Annotated in this window: 14 protein-coding genes; 6 read left to right on the top strand and 8 right to left on the bottom strand. The window is 65.8% G+C overall.

Annotated features, from left to right (window positions below):
• Nucleotides 1–27: 27 nt before the first annotated feature.
• The 3 genes from BLT73_RS11705 to BLT73_RS11695 all read right to left on the bottom strand — a co-directional run bounded on the left by BLT73_RS11705 (nt 28) and on the right by BLT73_RS11695 (nt 3,668).
• Entirely contained in the window at nt 28–876 is an 849-nt protein-coding gene (locus BLT73_RS11705; RefSeq protein WP_245727300.1) for a dienelactone hydrolase family protein, read from the bottom strand.
• On the bottom strand, nt 873–2,525 hold the full coding sequence (locus BLT73_RS11700; protein WP_090524047.1) for an alpha/beta hydrolase: 1,653 nt from the start codon (nt 2,523–2,525) through the stop codon (nt 873–875). The genes BLT73_RS11705 and BLT73_RS11700 overlap by 4 nt, the downstream gene beginning before the upstream one ends.
• 156 nt (nt 2,526–2,681) lie before the next feature.
• Nucleotides 2,682–3,668, bottom strand: a complete 987-nt coding sequence (locus tag BLT73_RS11695; RefSeq protein ID WP_090524045.1) for a serine hydrolase domain-containing protein — start codon at nt 3,666–3,668, stop codon at nt 2,682–2,684.
• 73 nt (nt 3,669–3,741) lie between these two features.
• Here BLT73_RS11695 and BLT73_RS11690 point away from each other — a divergent pair, with 73 nt between their 5' ends.
• Nucleotides 3,742–4,038 carry a VapC toxin family PIN domain ribonuclease gene (locus tag BLT73_RS11690; protein WP_143025670.1) on the top strand — a complete coding sequence of 99 codons (297 nt, stop codon included), beginning with the start codon at nt 3,742–3,744 and terminating at the stop codon, nt 4,036–4,038.
• Between the two features lie 10 nt (nt 4,039–4,048).
• On the opposite strand, the gene BLT73_RS11685 is transcribed toward BLT73_RS11690, so the two are convergent.
• The gene (locus BLT73_RS11685; protein ID WP_245727298.1) at nt 4,049–4,519 is read right to left on the bottom strand and encodes an Lrp/AsnC family transcriptional regulator; all 471 of its coding nucleotides are present in this window, start codon (nt 4,517–4,519) and stop codon (nt 4,049–4,051) included.
• Nucleotides 4,520–4,628: 109 nt separating this feature from the next.
• Between BLT73_RS11685 and BLT73_RS11680 the strand changes: the two genes are divergently transcribed.
• Nucleotides 4,629–6,104, top strand: a complete 1,476-nt coding sequence (locus BLT73_RS11680) for an aminotransferase class V-fold PLP-dependent enzyme (RefSeq protein ID WP_090524041.1) — start codon at nt 4,629–4,631, stop codon at nt 6,102–6,104.
• 22 nt (nt 6,105–6,126) lie between these two features.
• Here the strand turns inward: BLT73_RS11680 and BLT73_RS11675 are convergent, their stop codons facing one another.
• Nucleotides 6,127–7,020, bottom strand: coding sequence for a MurR/RpiR family transcriptional regulator (locus BLT73_RS11675; protein WP_176805063.1), 894 nt, complete (start codon nt 7,018–7,020; stop codon nt 6,127–6,129).
• Between the two features lie 378 nt (nt 7,021–7,398).
• Nucleotides 7,399–9,483 carry a serine/threonine protein kinase gene (locus tag BLT73_RS11670; RefSeq protein WP_090524037.1) on the bottom strand — a complete coding sequence of 695 codons (2,085 nt, stop codon included), beginning with the start codon at nt 9,481–9,483 and terminating at the stop codon, nt 7,399–7,401.
• 241 nt (nt 9,484–9,724) lie between these two features.
• Here BLT73_RS11670 and BLT73_RS11665 point away from each other — a divergent pair, with 241 nt between their 5' ends.
• The 4 genes from BLT73_RS11665 to BLT73_RS11650 are packed head-to-tail and all read left to right on the top strand — an operon-like array spanning nt 9,725 to nt 13,882.
• The gene (locus BLT73_RS11665) at nt 9,725–10,810 is read left to right on the top strand and encodes a DUF2169 family type VI secretion system accessory protein (protein ID WP_090524036.1); all 1,086 of its coding nucleotides are present in this window, start codon (nt 9,725–9,727) and stop codon (nt 10,808–10,810) included.
• The gene (locus BLT73_RS11660; RefSeq protein ID WP_090524034.1) at nt 10,807–11,832 is read left to right on the top strand and encodes a 3-oxoacyl-ACP synthase; all 1,026 of its coding nucleotides are present in this window, start codon (nt 10,807–10,809) and stop codon (nt 11,830–11,832) included. The genes BLT73_RS11665 and BLT73_RS11660 overlap by 4 nt, the downstream gene beginning before the upstream one ends.
• The gene (locus tag BLT73_RS11655; RefSeq protein ID WP_090524032.1) at nt 11,829–12,974 is read left to right on the top strand and encodes a DUF4150 domain-containing protein; all 1,146 of its coding nucleotides are present in this window, start codon (nt 11,829–11,831) and stop codon (nt 12,972–12,974) included. Before BLT73_RS11660 ends, BLT73_RS11655 begins: the two co-directional genes overlap by 4 nt.
• On the top strand, nt 12,974–13,882 hold the full coding sequence (locus BLT73_RS11650; protein ID WP_090524031.1) for a hypothetical protein: 909 nt from the start codon (nt 12,974–12,976) through the stop codon (nt 13,880–13,882). The genes BLT73_RS11655 and BLT73_RS11650 overlap by 1 nt, the downstream gene beginning before the upstream one ends.
• On the opposite strand, the gene BLT73_RS11645 is transcribed toward BLT73_RS11650, so the two are convergent.
• Both BLT73_RS11645 and BLT73_RS11640 read right to left on the bottom strand, forming a co-directional pair.
• The gene (locus tag BLT73_RS11645; RefSeq protein ID WP_090524029.1) at nt 13,872–14,237 is read right to left on the bottom strand and encodes a hypothetical protein; all 366 of its coding nucleotides are present in this window, start codon (nt 14,235–14,237) and stop codon (nt 13,872–13,874) included. The genes BLT73_RS11650 and BLT73_RS11645 overlap by 11 nt on opposite strands.
• Complete coding sequence (locus BLT73_RS11640) at nt 14,237–14,665, bottom strand: DUF6484 domain-containing protein (protein WP_090524028.1); 429 nt, start codon at nt 14,663–14,665, stop codon at nt 14,237–14,239. The genes BLT73_RS11645 and BLT73_RS11640 overlap by 1 nt, the downstream gene beginning before the upstream one ends.
• Between the last annotated feature and the right edge of the window lie 236 nt (nt 14,666–14,901).

Genomic DNA, 14,901 nt, shown 5'->3' with positions numbered 1-14,901 from the left:
TCTCTTAGGACGTGCTTGGGGTCGCTTTCATAGCCCATATTGATCCAGAAACGCCGCCACATCCGCCTTGGCCCGGTCCCGCAGCTCGGGGCGATAGTCCAGCGTCGAGAACGCCGCCCTTTCCTGCTGATCGAAACCATGTCCCGCGCCCTCATAGACCAGCAGATCGAGCGTCGCGCCGCGATCCCGCAGCGCCTCTGCCATGGCGATACAATCATCGGCCAGCCCCAGCTCATCCTCGGCGGCCACGATCATCAGCACCGGCGGCATTGCTGACCAATCCCCCGCCGCCGCCCCGTTCAGCGCCCCGCAATAGGGATACAGCACGACCGCCGCGCCCACCTGCCGCAGCAGACCGGCGGGCGGTGCGGGCCAGTCGGAAAGGCCGGGCGGGACCGTTCCAGTCAGGCTCTGCCGCAGGAACTCCAGCACCGTCCAACCGCCGTGAGATGCGCCCAGCAGGATCACGTCCTCCCGCGCGGTCTGGGCCATCGCCACGGCCAGATCCCCCGCCCGCTGCGCGCCGGGCAAGACCTGACCCACGCAAAGCAGCCGCCAGGTGTCGAAATCATCCAGCCCGCGCGGGGTATGGCTGTCGAGGATCAGCGCCTCATGGCCGCGCCCCGCCATGACGCCGCCCCAGAACTCCATATTGTCGCGCACCCCGTCGCAGCCCGAGAGCAGGACCGAACCGGCATCAGAGAGGGCCGCGGCGGGCGGGATCATCCGCCAATGCGCCGCCAGCCGCGCCCGCTGCGCCTCGGGGCTGCGCTCATAGGCGGTCAGCCCCATCCGGTGGCGCAGCGTGTTGCCGATGAGGGCGGCCAGAACCAGAACGACCAGACCCGCCGCGATCCAGCCTGTGCGGCGTGTCAATTGTCGCAGCCCTTCTGCAAGCCATTATCGCAGATCTGCTTGAGCCGCGCCGTATCGGCTTCGGTCCACCCCTCGGGCGCGGTCACCGCCGCCCATGGGCCGATATAGTCATGGGCGTAATAGGAATGGCCGTGGCCCGCCGGGGCAGCCAGTGAAAAGGCCATGTCGAGCGCCAGCTGGAACTGGGTCACGATGGGCATGAAGCTGAGATCGGGCGAGACATCCGCGGCGGGCGGCTCCCGCATCCATCTCGGCGCGCGAAACAGCGAGGCGGGTTCGTAGAACACGATGGGATCGCTCGAATATTGCAGGAACATCAGCCGCATGCTGCCCCAGCCATCGGGCCCGCCGGCGTCCTTCGTGTGGCTGGCAAAGCGGAACAGCCGTCCGTCGCCCACATCAGGTGCCACATAGGGCGAGCCGGGATTGCGCGCGGCCATCGCCTCGTTCCAGCGGGCCGAGGGGAAGGGCGGACCGACCCAGAGCGCGCCGTCAATCGGGTCATCCAGCAGAGCCTCGAGATCGGTGCCGTACATGGACGCCCAGGCCCCGAGGCTCAGCCCATGCATATAGAGGCGCGGGCGCGCGTCTTCGGGCAGGCTGCGCCAGTAGCGATGGATGGTCGAGACGAGGCTATGGGCCTGCTGAAGACCGGCATCGGTTTCGATAATCAGCGCCAGCGGCGATTGCAGATAGGAATATTGCACCGCCACCGAGGCGATATCGCCGCCATGCATGTATTCCAGCGGATCGAAACTGCCCGGATCCAGCCAGCCCGTGCCGGTCGGCATGGCCACGATCAGCACCTCACGCTCGAATGCGCCGATACGCTGTAACTCGGCCAGCGCCAGATCGGATCTTCCCTGCGCGTCATCGGCATTGGCGAGGCCGACATAGACCCGCAGCGGCTCCATCGCCGCGCCGCCGGTGAAATCGGCGATGTCCCCGGCCCGCGGTCCGCCGGATATGAAGTTGCGCCCCGGCTGACCCATATCCGCCCAGCCGATCAGCGAGGCCTCGCTGCCGGAGCGCAGCGGCTCGGCCGGGGGCGGCCGGTCCGGCGTGGTCAGCTTCTGCGCCACGGTATAGGTGCGGTCGAAGACCCCGATCAGCCGGTCGATCAGCCCGTCCCGCGTGACGATCAGCAGCAGCAGGCCCACAATCACCAGCCCGGCCACGTTCGCCGTCCGCTCCGGCATGAAGCGATAGAGCCAGCGGCGCGTGCGGTCGAACAGGATCTGCACCAGCCAGCCCAAGAGAATCAGCAGCCCGAACACGGTCAGGGCCAGCCCGACCATGCGCAGCACCGGTGTGGCGTCGATCAGTTCCATCCCCATGCGCGCGCGTATGGCGTTCTGCCAGCTTCCCGCCTTGCTCAGCGACAGGATCAGGATCACCGCGACCGGAAGGCCGATCGCCGCATGGCCGATCGCGAAGGGCAGGCCCCGCCATCTGGGAAGCGCCATCTGACGCCAGAGCATCAGGGCGAAGCGTCCGACCAGATAGCCGATGGCGGCGACGACGCCGCCCAGCACGCCCTGCATGAACCAGCCGCGCGGGATCAGTGACGGGGTCAGCGAGGCGGAGAAGAACAACAATCCCAGGAACAGCGGCAGCAGCGACAGGCCAAGCGGCTTCTTCCAGTCCATGGCAGCATCCTTCGACGGTCGGGACGGGCCGGATCGGGTCTGCATCCCGCTCCGGGTCTGCGCCGACCATAGTCAGGTTTGCCGGCCCGGTGCAAACCGTCCGCGACCGGAACGCCACGTCCGCCAGCCCGTTTCAAGGGCGAAGGCGGCACCCGGTCAGGCGAGACCCAGGACCGGCCCGTCGAGCAGCCGCATCAGATCCCCGAAATACCCGCCGGAGCGCGCCGGCCGCGTCGGGTCGGACGTGATGGCCACCGCCAGGTCGCGCCGCGGATTGGCGGCGATGATCTGCCCGCCATAGCCGCGCGCCAGAATCCAGCCGGTCTCGCTGATGAACCAGCCATAGCCATAGGCCAGCCCGGAATAGGGCGAGACGGTGCGCGGCTGCTGCGAGGCCCGCACCCAGTCCTGTGGGATCACCTGCCGGCCCTGAAAGCGACCGCCATCGCGCATCATCACCGCCACGCGCAGCATCGCCTCCGGGCTCATCGCCATCTCGTTGCCGCCGAAATAGAAGCCCTGCGGGTCGCGCGTCCATGGTGGGATGTCGATCCCAAGCCCCTGCCCCAGCGATGCCCGCGCCAGATCCAGCAGGCTGCGCCCCGTGGCCCGGCTGAGCGCCGCGCCCAGCACATGCGTGGTGCCGGTGGAATAGATCATGCGCCCGCCATTCGGGCTGACACGCGGCTGGCGCAGCGCGTAAGCAACCCAGTTAGCGGAGCTGACCCAACTGCCGTAATTTCCCCCCGAAGTGCTTTCCAGCCCGCCCCGCAGCGTGACCATGTCCTCGAGCGTCAGATCGCCCGCGCCCTGGGTGGCGTTTGCCGGAACCAGGTCGGGCGCCAGATCGGCAAGCCGCGTCTGCAGCCCCGGCACCGCCCCGCGCGCCATCGCCTCGCCCAGCAGAAGCGCGAGAATGCTCTTGGAGCAGGACTTGATGTTGGCCGGTCGGCGCAGCCCCGGCCCGCGCGGCGCCTCGACCAGAACCAGATCGCCGCCGCGCTGCACCAGGATGGCGTGAAGCTGGGTCAGACCGGGCAAGGCGGCGCGGATCGCGCCGGCGCCCTGCCCCTGCGCAAGCGACACGGCCGGGGCCGCAATTCCGGCCAGAACGGAGAAGGTGAAATCTCGTCGTGACAACATGACGACCGCGCTCCCGAAAGGGTTTGTGGATAATGGCTCACTGTGGCGCGGTTCCGCCTTTGGCGGAACCCGCATGGCCACCCGATTCGATCACCCCGCATCACGTCCGCGCGACCCGCGCGCCTGCCGGTTCATGTGCAGGCGCGCATGGCTGCATCGCTGCCTGTCGCTGTTCGGAGATCATCTGCTGCAAGTCGGCGCGGATGTGGTGCGAATCCGGGGCCGCTCGCCGTACGCGCCGGATGGGGACGACGCGGCCCTGCTGATCGCGGCAACCGCGCTGTGCCATCATACAGTTGTCGTGACCGGCAGCGGTGCCGCGTTCCGTCGCTGCGGCTGCCGGGTCGAAAACCCGTTCGGGCCGGGCTGAGCGCGCGGCGCTATCTGCCCAGCCGGGACAGATCGAGCGGGCGGTTCTGCAGGATCGCCTCCATCGAGAAGAAGCCGGTCACCGCGGCCAGGTCCAGATCGGTGATGAGCCGCTGGTAGAAGGCGTCATACCCTGCCACGCCCCGCGCCGTGACCTTCAGCAGATAGTCCCAGTCGCCGCCGATCCGAAAGAAATCCGTCACCTCCGGCAGTTTCTCGACATGGCGGCGGAACCCGTCCGCCCAGTCCTTGGAATGGTGGCGGGTGCGGATCATCACGAACACGGTGAGGTCCAGCCCTAGCGCCGACAGGTCGATCTCGGCCCGGCTGCCGCGGATGATGCCCGTCGCATTCAACCGCTGGAGCCTGCGCCAGCAAGCGTTCTGCGACAGCCCCACCTCCTCGGACAGCTTGCGCTGCGACATGGTGCCGTCGGCCTGCAGCGCGGTCAGTATGCGCAGATCAATCCTGTCAAGTTCCATGCGATATCCGATCATACGACACAGGGATACGCCAGAATGGCGAGAAAACGGTGCTGAATCAACCGTCGGCAGGGGGTATTTTCATGAGGAGAAGAGCGAGAGGCGTGAGATGCTAAATTCGTCACAGGAGTTTGCCCCAGGTCTGCTGCATGGTTTCCTGGAGGGTCTGCGGGACGGCGATCCGATCGGCCAGCTATCGGACGGCCTGATCGGGAAGAACGCGATGATCGACGGGCCGTTCGGGCCGAAGCCGCTCGTATACGCGGATTACGTCGCCTCGGGCCGCGCCTTGCGGCAGGTCGAGCAATTCGTGATGGACGAGGTGCTGCCCTTCTACGCCAACAGCCATACCGAGGCGTCGCATTGCGGGGCCTTCATGACCCGGCTGCGGGCCGAGGCACGCGCCACGATCTCGCAGCTTTGCGGGGCCGGACCGGATCACGCGGTGATCTTCACGGGATCGGGTGCGACGGCGGGGATCAACCGGCTATGCGCACTGTTCGGGGTCGGCCCCGGCAGCGTCGTCATCACCGGCCCGTACGAGCACCACTCCAACCTGCTGCCCTGGCGCGAGACGGGGGCCGAGGTGATCGCAGTGGCGGAGGCGCAAGGCGGCGGACCGGACCTCGATGCCTTCGCCGCGGAGCTTGCCGCGGCGCAGGGTCGTCACATTGTCTGCGCCTTCTCGGCGGCCTCGAACGTCAACGGCATCCTGACCGAGATCGCGCCGGTCACGCGCATGGCCAAGGCCGCCGGGGCGCGGATGATCTGGGATTATGCCGGCGGCGGCCCCTATCTGCCGATTGCCATGACGCCGGAGCCGGACTGCGTGATCGACGCCATCGTCGTGTCGCCACATAAATTCATCGGCGGACCGGGCGCGTCCGGTGTGCTGATCCTGCGCCGGGACGCGGTGGTCACGGCGCGCCCGACCTGGCCCGGCGGCGGCACGGTCAGTTTCGTTTCCGACCGCTTCCATGATTACAGCGACCGGCTGGAAGCGCGCGAGGAGGCAGGCACCCCCAACGTGATCGGAGATATCCGCGCGGCCCTCGCCTTTCTGGTCAAGCAGGCCATCAGCCCGGCGCGGATGCAGCAGATGAACGCCAGCCTCGCCCGGCGCGCCAAGGATCGCTGGTCGGGGGTCGAGCGGCTGGAACTGCTGGGACATGCCGAGGCCGCGCGGCTTCCGATCTTCGCGTTTCGGATCGGTGACGGGGCGGGCGGCCATGTCCATCAGCAATTGGTGACGCGGCTGCTCAGCGACCGATACGGCATCCAGGCGCGGGGCGGTTGCGCCTGCGCAGGGCCCTATGTCCATCATCTGCTGGGGATCTCTGCGGCCGAATCGGACAGCCTGCGCAGCGCGATCCTGCGCGGCGAGGAGGTGATGAAGCCCGGCTTCACCCGGCTGAATTTCAGCGTGCTGATGCGCGAAGACACGGTCGACTACATCCTCGACAGCGTGGCGGAACTGGCCGGGGATGCGGCCGATCTTGCCGCAGGCTACCGTGTCGATCCGGCGCGCGCGATCTTTTCCCCCTGCCCGGACCAGGCCGGTTCGGTCCTGGACATGGTCAGTTGATCGCGCCCGCGGTCAGCTCGGCTCAGCGCTCCCGCCGGTGATTGCGCAGCGCGTCATGGGCGGTGGCCAGCAACGCGCCGGTCTTGTCGTACTGGCGATGGGCGAGCGCCACATAGAGGCAGTCGAGGATGATCTGCTGCGCGCTGCGCGAGGCCATGCCGCCATTGCGAAACGGCGTGTCCCGCGCAGCCGTGACCAGCACGGTCCGGGCCAGCATCGCGGCGCTCGACAGCGGGTTGCTGGTGATGACCGCGCCATGGGCCTCGCGCGTCTTGGCCAGGGTCAGCAGTTCGATCCCCTCCACCGTCCGGCCGGAATGGGACAGCACCAGAACCACGTCGCCGCTGCCCGTCATCGAGACGGCGGCAAGCGCGGTGTGGATGTCGTTGAACCCGGCCGCGTTCAGCCCCAGCCGGAACAGCTTCTGGACGATGTCATGGACAACCGGCCCGAGCGCGCCGACGCCGAAGACCAGCACCCGGCCCGCGCCGGCGACCGCCTCCACCAGCTTCCCGAGCTGGTCCAGGTCGAGCTGGCTGATCGTGATCTCGGCCGCGCGGATATCGGCATAGGCGGTCTTGCGGACGATATCGACCAGCGTGTCATCCGGGCTGATATCGTCGATCAGCGACAGGCCGGGGCGCAGATCGGTTTGCTTGCGGTCGGCCTCGGCCGCGAGTTGCAGGCGAAGCTGTGCATAGCCGGTCAGGCCCAGCCTGCGGCAGAACCGTGTCACCGTCGCGTCGGAAACGCCCGCGGCGCGCGACAATTCGGTGATCGTCATGTTCGCCGCCTCGAAGGGCCGGTCGAGGATCAGCAGGGCGAGTTGTTTCTCGGATCGGGACAGCGACGCCATGGTGGCTTGCAGCCGCATTGCGATGCTGGACGGGCCGGGTGTGGAACCGTGGTCTTTCATCTCACCTCTCGGGGGTTGCGGCGACGTAAGCCGTCCGCGTGGCGTGCTGTCGAGGCGGCAATTCACGCCGGCCCGGACGCGGGTCTTACTGGCACGCCCGACCATCCTTCCGCAAGGTCATTTTCATATTTTAAAATCGAATTTCAAAATGATTTTCATTGTTAAGTTTATGAAAATAATTGGATAATCTAGGCGCCCACGCGGCGAGAGAGCGCGCATCTCACCCCGTCCTGCCGCCGATACTCCGTTTCGCGAACCCGCGCCACAATTCTATTTCAAGATGCCCGATCAACGGGGATAACGATGGAAATGGCCGGTTGGCGCGCGTCTCGGATCAGCCCGAAATCGCGTCAGGCAGGAGGCGGGCCGAAACCGGTTTCATGGCCGCGCGTCGATGATGCGCGAAGCCATGCCGATGATCTGACCCTCGCGCCCGCGCAGCGTCTCGGCAAGTGCCTTGGCCTGGGACTGCACGCTCTCGTCACGCGGCCGGCGCATGTCGAAAAGCGGCGTAGTCGAGAGGATGGCGATCACTTCGGATTTGCCGTGATTGTCCTCGGTCACGCGAAAGCCGAGCCGCTTGTTGTCCTGCTTCACCTCGTCGATCGACCACAGAACCCGGATCCGGCGCACGCCACTGTCAACGCTGCCAAGCTGCTCGACCGAGGTTTCGGGCTGGTTGATGTTGGGCAGGACATGGAACACCCGCCCGGTATTATCGACCACCATCACCCAGAGCGAGGCACCGGTGACGCTGGCCGGGATCTGGACATCGACCACCGGATTCTCGCCGGTGCTGAACACACCATTCATCACCGCCTCGCCCGTGCCCCCCTTGCCCAGCCAGAGCGACATGCCCCCGGTGGCTGAAGATGGCAGGACGGACCGGATGCTGCACAGATCCTCGTTCAGCACGGTGGCGTCAATCCGCAATTCCCGGTCGCCGATGACCGGGGCGACTTCCGCCTGAATGGTCTGGGCATCCCCTGCGCTGGCAAGATCGCCCAGCACGGTGATCCGGTCGCGCAGCCCGAAGCTGGTCGGCTGATCGGCGGGCGGGCGCAACGGGCCGCAGGTCGCCGCCTGCGCCAGCACCGGCTCCAGCGTCGCCCAGTCGAGCGACTCCGGCCCGGCATCGACGCTGGTCTGCACCGACATCCCGGCCTCGTCCTGCCAGCCATCCAGCGTCGCGCGCAGCGCCGCGCGGGTCGCGGCATCGGGCGCGAGACCGGAAATCCGCGCGCTGTTGTCGCTGATCGCCAGCTCCCAACGATCGAGCGCAGAGGACAGCAGCATCAGGTCGGCGGCGTTGTCGGGCCACGTCTCTTCGGGCATCCCGGCGGCGAGGCTCAGCGCATCTTCCGGCGCCGTAATCCCGGTCGCATCGGCAAAGGCCGCGCGCAGCGCGGCGGCGATGTCCGGGTCCGGGGCGTTTCCCGACAGGCTGCCGCTGCCATCGGCCGCGACGCTCGCGTTGAGCCGGTACGGCACCGCCTCCGGCAGCGCGGCGGGGCCGAACGCCCCGCTTGACCACAGCCATGCCCCTCCACCCGCCAGCAGCGCCACGACGCCCGCCGCGATCAGCCCCACGGGGGCGTTGCGGCGCGTGGCGGCGGCGCGGCGGGTCTTTCGCGCATGGCTGTCCGGCTTCAACCAGCCGTCCAGCCGTGTCAGGGCCTCGGCGGCACTTTGCGGACGCTTCGCCGGATCGGGCGCGGTCAGCCAGTCCAGGAGATCCTTCAGCGGCGGCTTGATCCCCGATGTATCCAGCGGATCGCGCTTGAAGCGGACGACCTCGCCCGGACTGCTGCCGACATTCGGCACTTCCTGCCGGGCCGCTGCCAGGAGCAATGCCCCCAGCCCGTAGAGATCGGCGCGGTAATCGGATTTTCCATCCAACTGCTCGGGCGCGGCATATTCGTATTTCCCGGCAAATTCATTGCCGACGATGGTGCGCGCCCCCGCCGCCGTGTCCTTCGCGATGCCGAAATCGATGATCGTCGCGCGTTCCGGCTTGCCGCCCCGCAGGATCACGTTGTCGGGCGACAGGTCGCGGTGAACGATGCCCTGCTCATGCGTGGCAACCAGCCCTTCGAGCACGCGATGAGCAACGATCATCGACTCGCGGTCATCCAGGCGCCGTTCCAGCATCACCTCGTTCAGCGACGGGCCTTCGACATAATCCATCACCAGAAACACATGTCCGGCATCCGAGCGGGAACATTCGGAATAGCGCACCACCGCGTCATTGATGATATTGCGCATCTGTTCTTCGCGCTTGATGAGCTCGACATAATCCGCATTTCCCGAGAAACGGATATTCAGCGCCTTGATCGCCACGTCGCGTTCGACAATCTGATTCCGCGCCAGATATACCTCTCCGGTGCCGCCGCGTCCGAGAACCCGAATGATTTCATAGGTGTTGTTCAGGATCTGTCCGGGGCTGAAAATATCGGAATGCATGGTGATCCTTGCTCGGGCTGCGGCTTCGGCGGAAAACGATCAACAATGTCGCGCGGGATTAAAATATAGTCTATCATAACAATGGACGCGCCTTTGAGAAGTTAATTGTCCGCCGACCAGATATCCGATCGTTTTCCGGGAAATATTCACAGATGAGTCGTTCCGATTGGCAGAAGGGCGATCAGGCCGACAAAGCCGGGCGGAGCGCGGTCCCGGTTTCCGGGCACAGGCAGGCCCTGAAATGAAGGTTCTGAACCAGACCGCATTTGTTCATCAGTTCACCGGCGCGATGGACAAGTCGGGCCGGGAGTATCTGTCCTTCGTCGTCAAGGGCAGCTTTGATTTCCCGGCCGAGCCGGGGCAGGCACCGCGCCCATCGGAGGTGCAGCGCCCGCTCATCATGGCGGATGAATATTCCGGCACGCCCGGCCTCTCGGCCGTCACCTGGGAATCCGATTTCGCCTTTCGCAAGGGCCGCTGCGACGTGGTGTTGCAGGGCGCGGCTTACGCGCCGGGTGGCAGACCAGCAGAGCGGGTGCGGGTGGGCGTGAAGGTGGGGGTCTGGTCCAAGCAGTTCGACGTGGTCGGGCCGCGCGAGTGGCGCGTGATCGGGCCGGCGGTCACCGCCACCCGCCCCTACCCGTTCACGCGGCAGACGTTTTCCTATGACACCGCATTCGGCGGCACCGATCGCGCCGATCCGCAGGACGAGACCGCGCCTGCCTATGCCGACAATCCCGTGGGGCTGGGCTTTGCCTCGGTCCGGTCGCAATCGCGCCTGCCCGGCCGGCCCCTGCCCAATACAGAGGCCGTGGATGAGCCGGTCACCTCGCCCTATGGCAGCTACCGCCCGATGGCGCTCGGCCCGATCGGGCGCGGCTGGCCGCAGCGGATCCGGTATGCGGGCAGCTACGATCAGGGCTGGGTCGATCAGGTGTTTCCGTTCCTGCCGCAGGATTTCGACGAGCGGTATTTCCAGATGGCGCCGGAAGATCAGCAGATCGCCTTCCCGGAGCCCGGCACGCCGGTCGCGCTCGTCAACCTGACCCCGAACGGGCGCGAGGCGTTCCGCCTGCCCGACACCGCCTTGCCGATCCGCATTTTCCGCGGGCGCGAGACCTGCCTGGACGCCGCGCCGCTGCCCGACACGCTGATCTTCGATCCCGAGGCGCGGGTGTTCATGCTGGTCTGGCGGGTCTGGGTTCCGATCCGCCGCATCATCACCGAGTTCACCCATGCCTGGCTCGGCCCGCCCACACCGGCGATGCGCCGCGCCGACCGCGTGGTCAAACGCTATATCCGGCGTCTATCGGAGGCGGAGGCATGAGCGCGCCGCTGCATATCCGTTCGGCCGGCATGGTGACGGCGGTGGGGCTGGATTGCGCCTCGGCCGCCGCCGCGATGCGGGCACGGCTGGACGGGTTCTGCGAGACCCGCTTCGTCGGACCGGCCGGGAGTTGGCTGGTCGGCGCGCCCGTGCCCTTGCCGCGCAACTGGATCGGAGAGAAGCGTCTGGCGCATCTGGCGGCGGGTGCCATCGTGGACTGCCTGAACCAGGCGCCGGAGCTGCAGGGGGATGTGGACCTGATCCTGTGCCTGGCGGAAGCCAAACGGCCCGGCCGCCCGATCCGCGACGATGCGGGCTTCGTCCGCCTGGTCTTGGACTGCGCGGGCCTGCCACTGGCGACCAGATGCCATGTCATCGCCCATGGCCGCCCCTCCGGCATCGCCGCCCTGGAGCAGGCGCGCCGGATGCTCGATGCGCGCGGCGCGAAAGACGTGCTGATCCTGGGCGTCGACAGCTATCTGACCACGCTGGCCATCGCCCATTACCTGGCCGAGAACCGTCTGCTGACCCCTGAGAACGCCAACGGATTCATCCCCGGAGAGGCCGCTGGGGCGGTGCTCTGCTCCACGCGAGGCGATCTGCGCCTGACCGGGCTGGGGCTGACGCGGGAGGAGGCGTTCATCTATAACGCCCTCGACGATGTTGGGCTGGACCGGCCGCTGCGCGGTGACGGGATGAGCGCGGCCTATCAGGCAGCCTTTGCGCAAGCGGGCCGGCAGCATTCCGATATCGGCATCAAGATCGGCGATCTGATCGGCGAGAATTACTGGTTCAGGCAGACGGCACTCTCGATGCTGCGCACTCAGCGCGCCCGCAGCGAGGTCCAGCCGATCTGGTCTGTGGCCGCCAGCCTCGGCAATATCGGCGCGGCGGCAGTGCCGGTGATGCTGGGCTGGGCGGCGGAGGCGAAGCGCAAGGGCTACGGCGGCACCGGGCCGATGCTGATCGAGGCCTCGGCCGATGATGGCGCGTGCGGGGCTGCCGTGATGGAGGGCGCATGACGGTTTTCGCAAACGGGCTGGAAATTTCCGCCAAGAAACAGGGATGCAAGGTCATCGCGGCTTTCCCGGACACCTGCTTCACGCCGCCACAGACACCTGCGACGCCGCCCGGCGTTCCCGTGCCCTACCCCAATTTCGGTCTGGATAGCGACCTGGCCTCCGGCACCGGCACGGTCAAGATCGGCGGCAAGCCGGTCAGCCAGGAAAACGCCACCAACTACAGCAAATGCTCCGGCGACGAGGCCGGTTCGGCCCCGAAGAAAGGCATCATCACCTCGAAGAACCGCGGCAAGGTCTATGCCCAGAAATGGTCCATGGATGTGAAGTTCGAGGGCAAGGGCGTGGTCCGGTTCGGAGATATCGCGACCTCGAATCATGCGTCGAATGCAGGGGATAGCCCGCCGATGGCAGTGGCCGGGACGGCCAATCCGGGGGCGATCCGCGACAAGTGCAAGTTGACAGAATACAAACCCAATGACTGCCCCGAGGGCGAGACACCTCACCATCTGGTCGGAGACGCACAGTTCCACGAACAGGGGAGCGACAAATTCCTGTCGGGCGTCGACGATGCATTCAAGACCGCAACAGACCGCGATGCGTCAGAATCCACCTCCTCGACGGCGCGGGCCTTTCACGCCCAGGGGCTCTGCATCTGTCTTCAAGGCATGGTCAAGACGTCGATGATCCCGGATGAGGAACTGGACCAGATGTTCGACCTGAAGACCGACTCCCTTATCCCTGCGCCCGGCAAGATGGGAGACCGCCGGCTCAAGAAGAGCATCGTCAAGAAAACGCGGCGCAACTCCGGCCGGACGGCCAGCCTGTTTCCGAATTGGGAGGGGAGATCTCCCTACTCCCTTACACTTGGGGAGCACGGTCTGTTCCACGAGCAATATGACAATGTCGTCGAGGCGATTGGTCGCGACAACAAGCCCAAGCACACCATCACGCTGGACCAAAGCGCCGAGCAGGCATCGCTGCTCGCGATGCGGATGCATGGCTGCGATCCCGCGAAGATGAAGAAGCAGATCGTCAAGCATTACGAGGACCGCGGAATTCCCCCGAACACCCGGCTGCGTTCCGGGATCAAGAGCGGGTCGTCGCCGCAACCCGCAGCCGGCACAAAGATGGGGATCGTCTGATGCCGGCATACGCGCCGCTTACGGAAAACGAGCCTCCGCTGGCCTATCTGGATTGCCAGCCGCTCGGTCCCGGCGAAGCGATCATCATCGCCGCTATCTGGGGGCTGGAGGATAGCCACGACCGGCCCACGCGGCTGCTGCATGTCAAAGACGAGACGGTCAGATTCGCGGATATCCCCGAAAATCTCATCTCGCTTTGCCTTGCGGGCGATCAGGTGATTGCGCTTGCGAAATCCGGCGTCGCAATGCCGGTCTTTCCGGACGTGGGAACGCCTGTCCCGGTCGGACGGCCAGGGGGCGGCACCTTTTTGCGACTGCGCAATCTTGGTGGCGTACCATATGCCTGCGGGATGAACGGCCAGATTTCGCGCGCCGGACCTGAGGGATGGGTGCCATTCGATGACGGCGTGTATTCGGACAGCCGCGATGTGTTCTCTACGCAGCTCCGTGATATTGCCGGGCTGGACGGCAAACGGCTGGTCACTGTCGGATTCAGCGGCGCTGCATTCGACTATCGCGACATGTGGCGGCCGATGGATATCCCGACAAATGCAACGCTCGAACAGGTCATTCGAGACAAGGCCGGACGATTCTGGATCGCGGGACAAAACGGCACTCTGATCCTGGATGAGAATGGGGAGATGGCTTTCCTCGATTCGGGAACCTCCTCCTCATTCTGGGGTCTGGCGCAGTTCCGGGATGAGATTTATCTGTCCGCCTTCGACGGGCTGTTCCGTTGGGACGACGACTCCGCCAGCGCCCTCAGGCTCGATCACGGGCTGGGCAACGACATAACCTGCTATCGGCTGCAAGCGTCAGAGAGCGAGCTTTGGTCGGTCGGTCAGGATGACATTCTGCGCTATGATGGCGACGAATGGCATCGGGTCCATATTCCGTCTAACGACTGATCGCCGCCGACGGGCCGAGCTGCTGGTCGATGTATCTGCGCACCTTGTCGATGGGCAGTTCAGCCACCAGAAGGCCCTCCGCCCCCGGCTGCAACATCCGCAACACGAACAGCTCCCCCGCTTCGGGATATTCCGCGTATCTCTCTTCGGCCACGCGCACGCCCTCCGCCCCCGCCACCCGAAGCCCGTCGATATGGGCGTCGAGCCGGTCGGTCAGCCGCGCCATGCGCTCCGCGTCCATCTCCTCGTTGTCGTCGGGATGCAGCAGGTTGTCATCGTAAACCGTCCACAGAAACGCCGCCTGTTCGGCGTGCTGGCGCAGCATCTCCTCGAGCGCGGGGGCTTGATAGGCCATCAGTTCAGGTTGATCGACCCGCCGCGGATCCGGTTCGAGGCCGAGGCGTGGCTGACCAGGTGCGTGCCGCGGATGGTGATGTGGCCGTCCTTCTCCATGATGATAGAGGACCGGCCGACGCGCAGCTCGATCCGATGCGTGGCCGTCACCTTCACCAGCTCGCCATCGCTGACGATGCGTGGCGTCTGCCGGTCGCCGCCGCGCGGGTCGTCGATGATGCGTCCGATGATCAGCGGCCGCGCGATGTCGCCATCCTCGAACAGCAGCGCGACCTCGGAGCCGTTGTCATCGCCCGAAAGCGGCGTCAGCGCGCGTGCGGGAATGGCGTGATCCTGTTCATTCGATGGAAACACCACCAGCGGGACGCCGTCGCGAAATCCCATCAACAGGCCGATGACAACCCCGTCCGTGCGATTTCCGACATCCATTGCAAACCCTGCCATTTGTCCATTTTCGAAACGGTAATTGTCTGGACGAATTACAATTCCCGTCATATCGCAGACAGCGTTTCAGCACGACTGCACATAAAAACAATCGCGATACCGAAATAACCGAAACAATGACCGCGAATCAATTTAAGTTCGTTGCAAGAATCATTGTCGTCTGCAAGAATATAATAATCTTAGATGTTTGGGTAGCTATTAGATCTCTTTCACGATCCTGA

The sequence above is a fragment of the Paracoccus isoporae genome, assembly GCF_900101865.1.
GTDB lineage: Bacteria > Pseudomonadota > Alphaproteobacteria > Rhodobacterales > Rhodobacteraceae > Paracoccus > Paracoccus isoporae.
This window is presented reverse-complemented; position numbering and strand designations above follow the sequence as displayed.

Bases quoted from the DNA above. Each gene is read 5' to 3' on its own strand.
- BLT73_RS11675 (WP_176805063.1), bottom strand. From the start codon at position 7,020: ATGAAAGACCACGGTTCCACACCCGGCCCGTCCAGCATCGCAATGCGG.
- BLT73_RS11660 (WP_090524034.1), top strand. From the start codon at position 10,807: ATGAGCGCGCCGCTGCATATCCGTTCGGCCGGCATGGTGACGGCGGTG.
- BLT73_RS11680 (WP_090524041.1), top strand. From the start codon at position 4,629: ATGCTAAATTCGTCACAGGAGTTTGCCCCAGGTCTGCTGCATGGTTTC.
- BLT73_RS11650 (WP_090524031.1), top strand. From the start codon at position 12,974: ATGCCGGCATACGCGCCGCTTACGGAAAACGAGCCTCCGCTGGCCTAT.
- BLT73_RS11695 (WP_090524045.1), bottom strand. From the start codon at position 3,668: ATGTTGTCACGACGAGATTTCACCTTCTCCGTTCTGGCCGGAATTGCG.
- BLT73_RS11700 (WP_090524047.1), bottom strand. From the start codon at position 2,525: ATGGACTGGAAGAAGCCGCTTGGCCTGTCGCTGCTGCCGCTGTTCCTG.
- BLT73_RS11670 (WP_090524037.1), bottom strand. From the start codon at position 9,483: ATGCATTCCGATATTTTCAGCCCCGGACAGATCCTGAACAACACCTAT.
- BLT73_RS11640 (WP_090524028.1), bottom strand. From the start codon at position 14,665: ATGGATGTCGGAAATCGCACGGACGGGGTTGTCATCGGCCTGTTGATG.
- BLT73_RS11645 (WP_090524029.1), bottom strand. From the start codon at position 14,237: ATGGCCTATCAAGCCCCCGCGCTCGAGGAGATGCTGCGCCAGCACGCC.
- BLT73_RS11690 (WP_143025670.1), top strand. From the start codon at position 3,742: ATGGCCACCCGATTCGATCACCCCGCATCACGTCCGCGCGACCCGCGC.
- BLT73_RS11685 (WP_245727298.1), bottom strand. From the start codon at position 4,519: ATGGAACTTGACAGGATTGATCTGCGCATACTGACCGCGCTGCAGGCC.
- BLT73_RS11655 (WP_090524032.1), top strand. From the start codon at position 11,829: ATGACGGTTTTCGCAAACGGGCTGGAAATTTCCGCCAAGAAACAGGGA.
- BLT73_RS11665 (WP_090524036.1), top strand. From the start codon at position 9,725: ATGAAGGTTCTGAACCAGACCGCATTTGTTCATCAGTTCACCGGCGCG.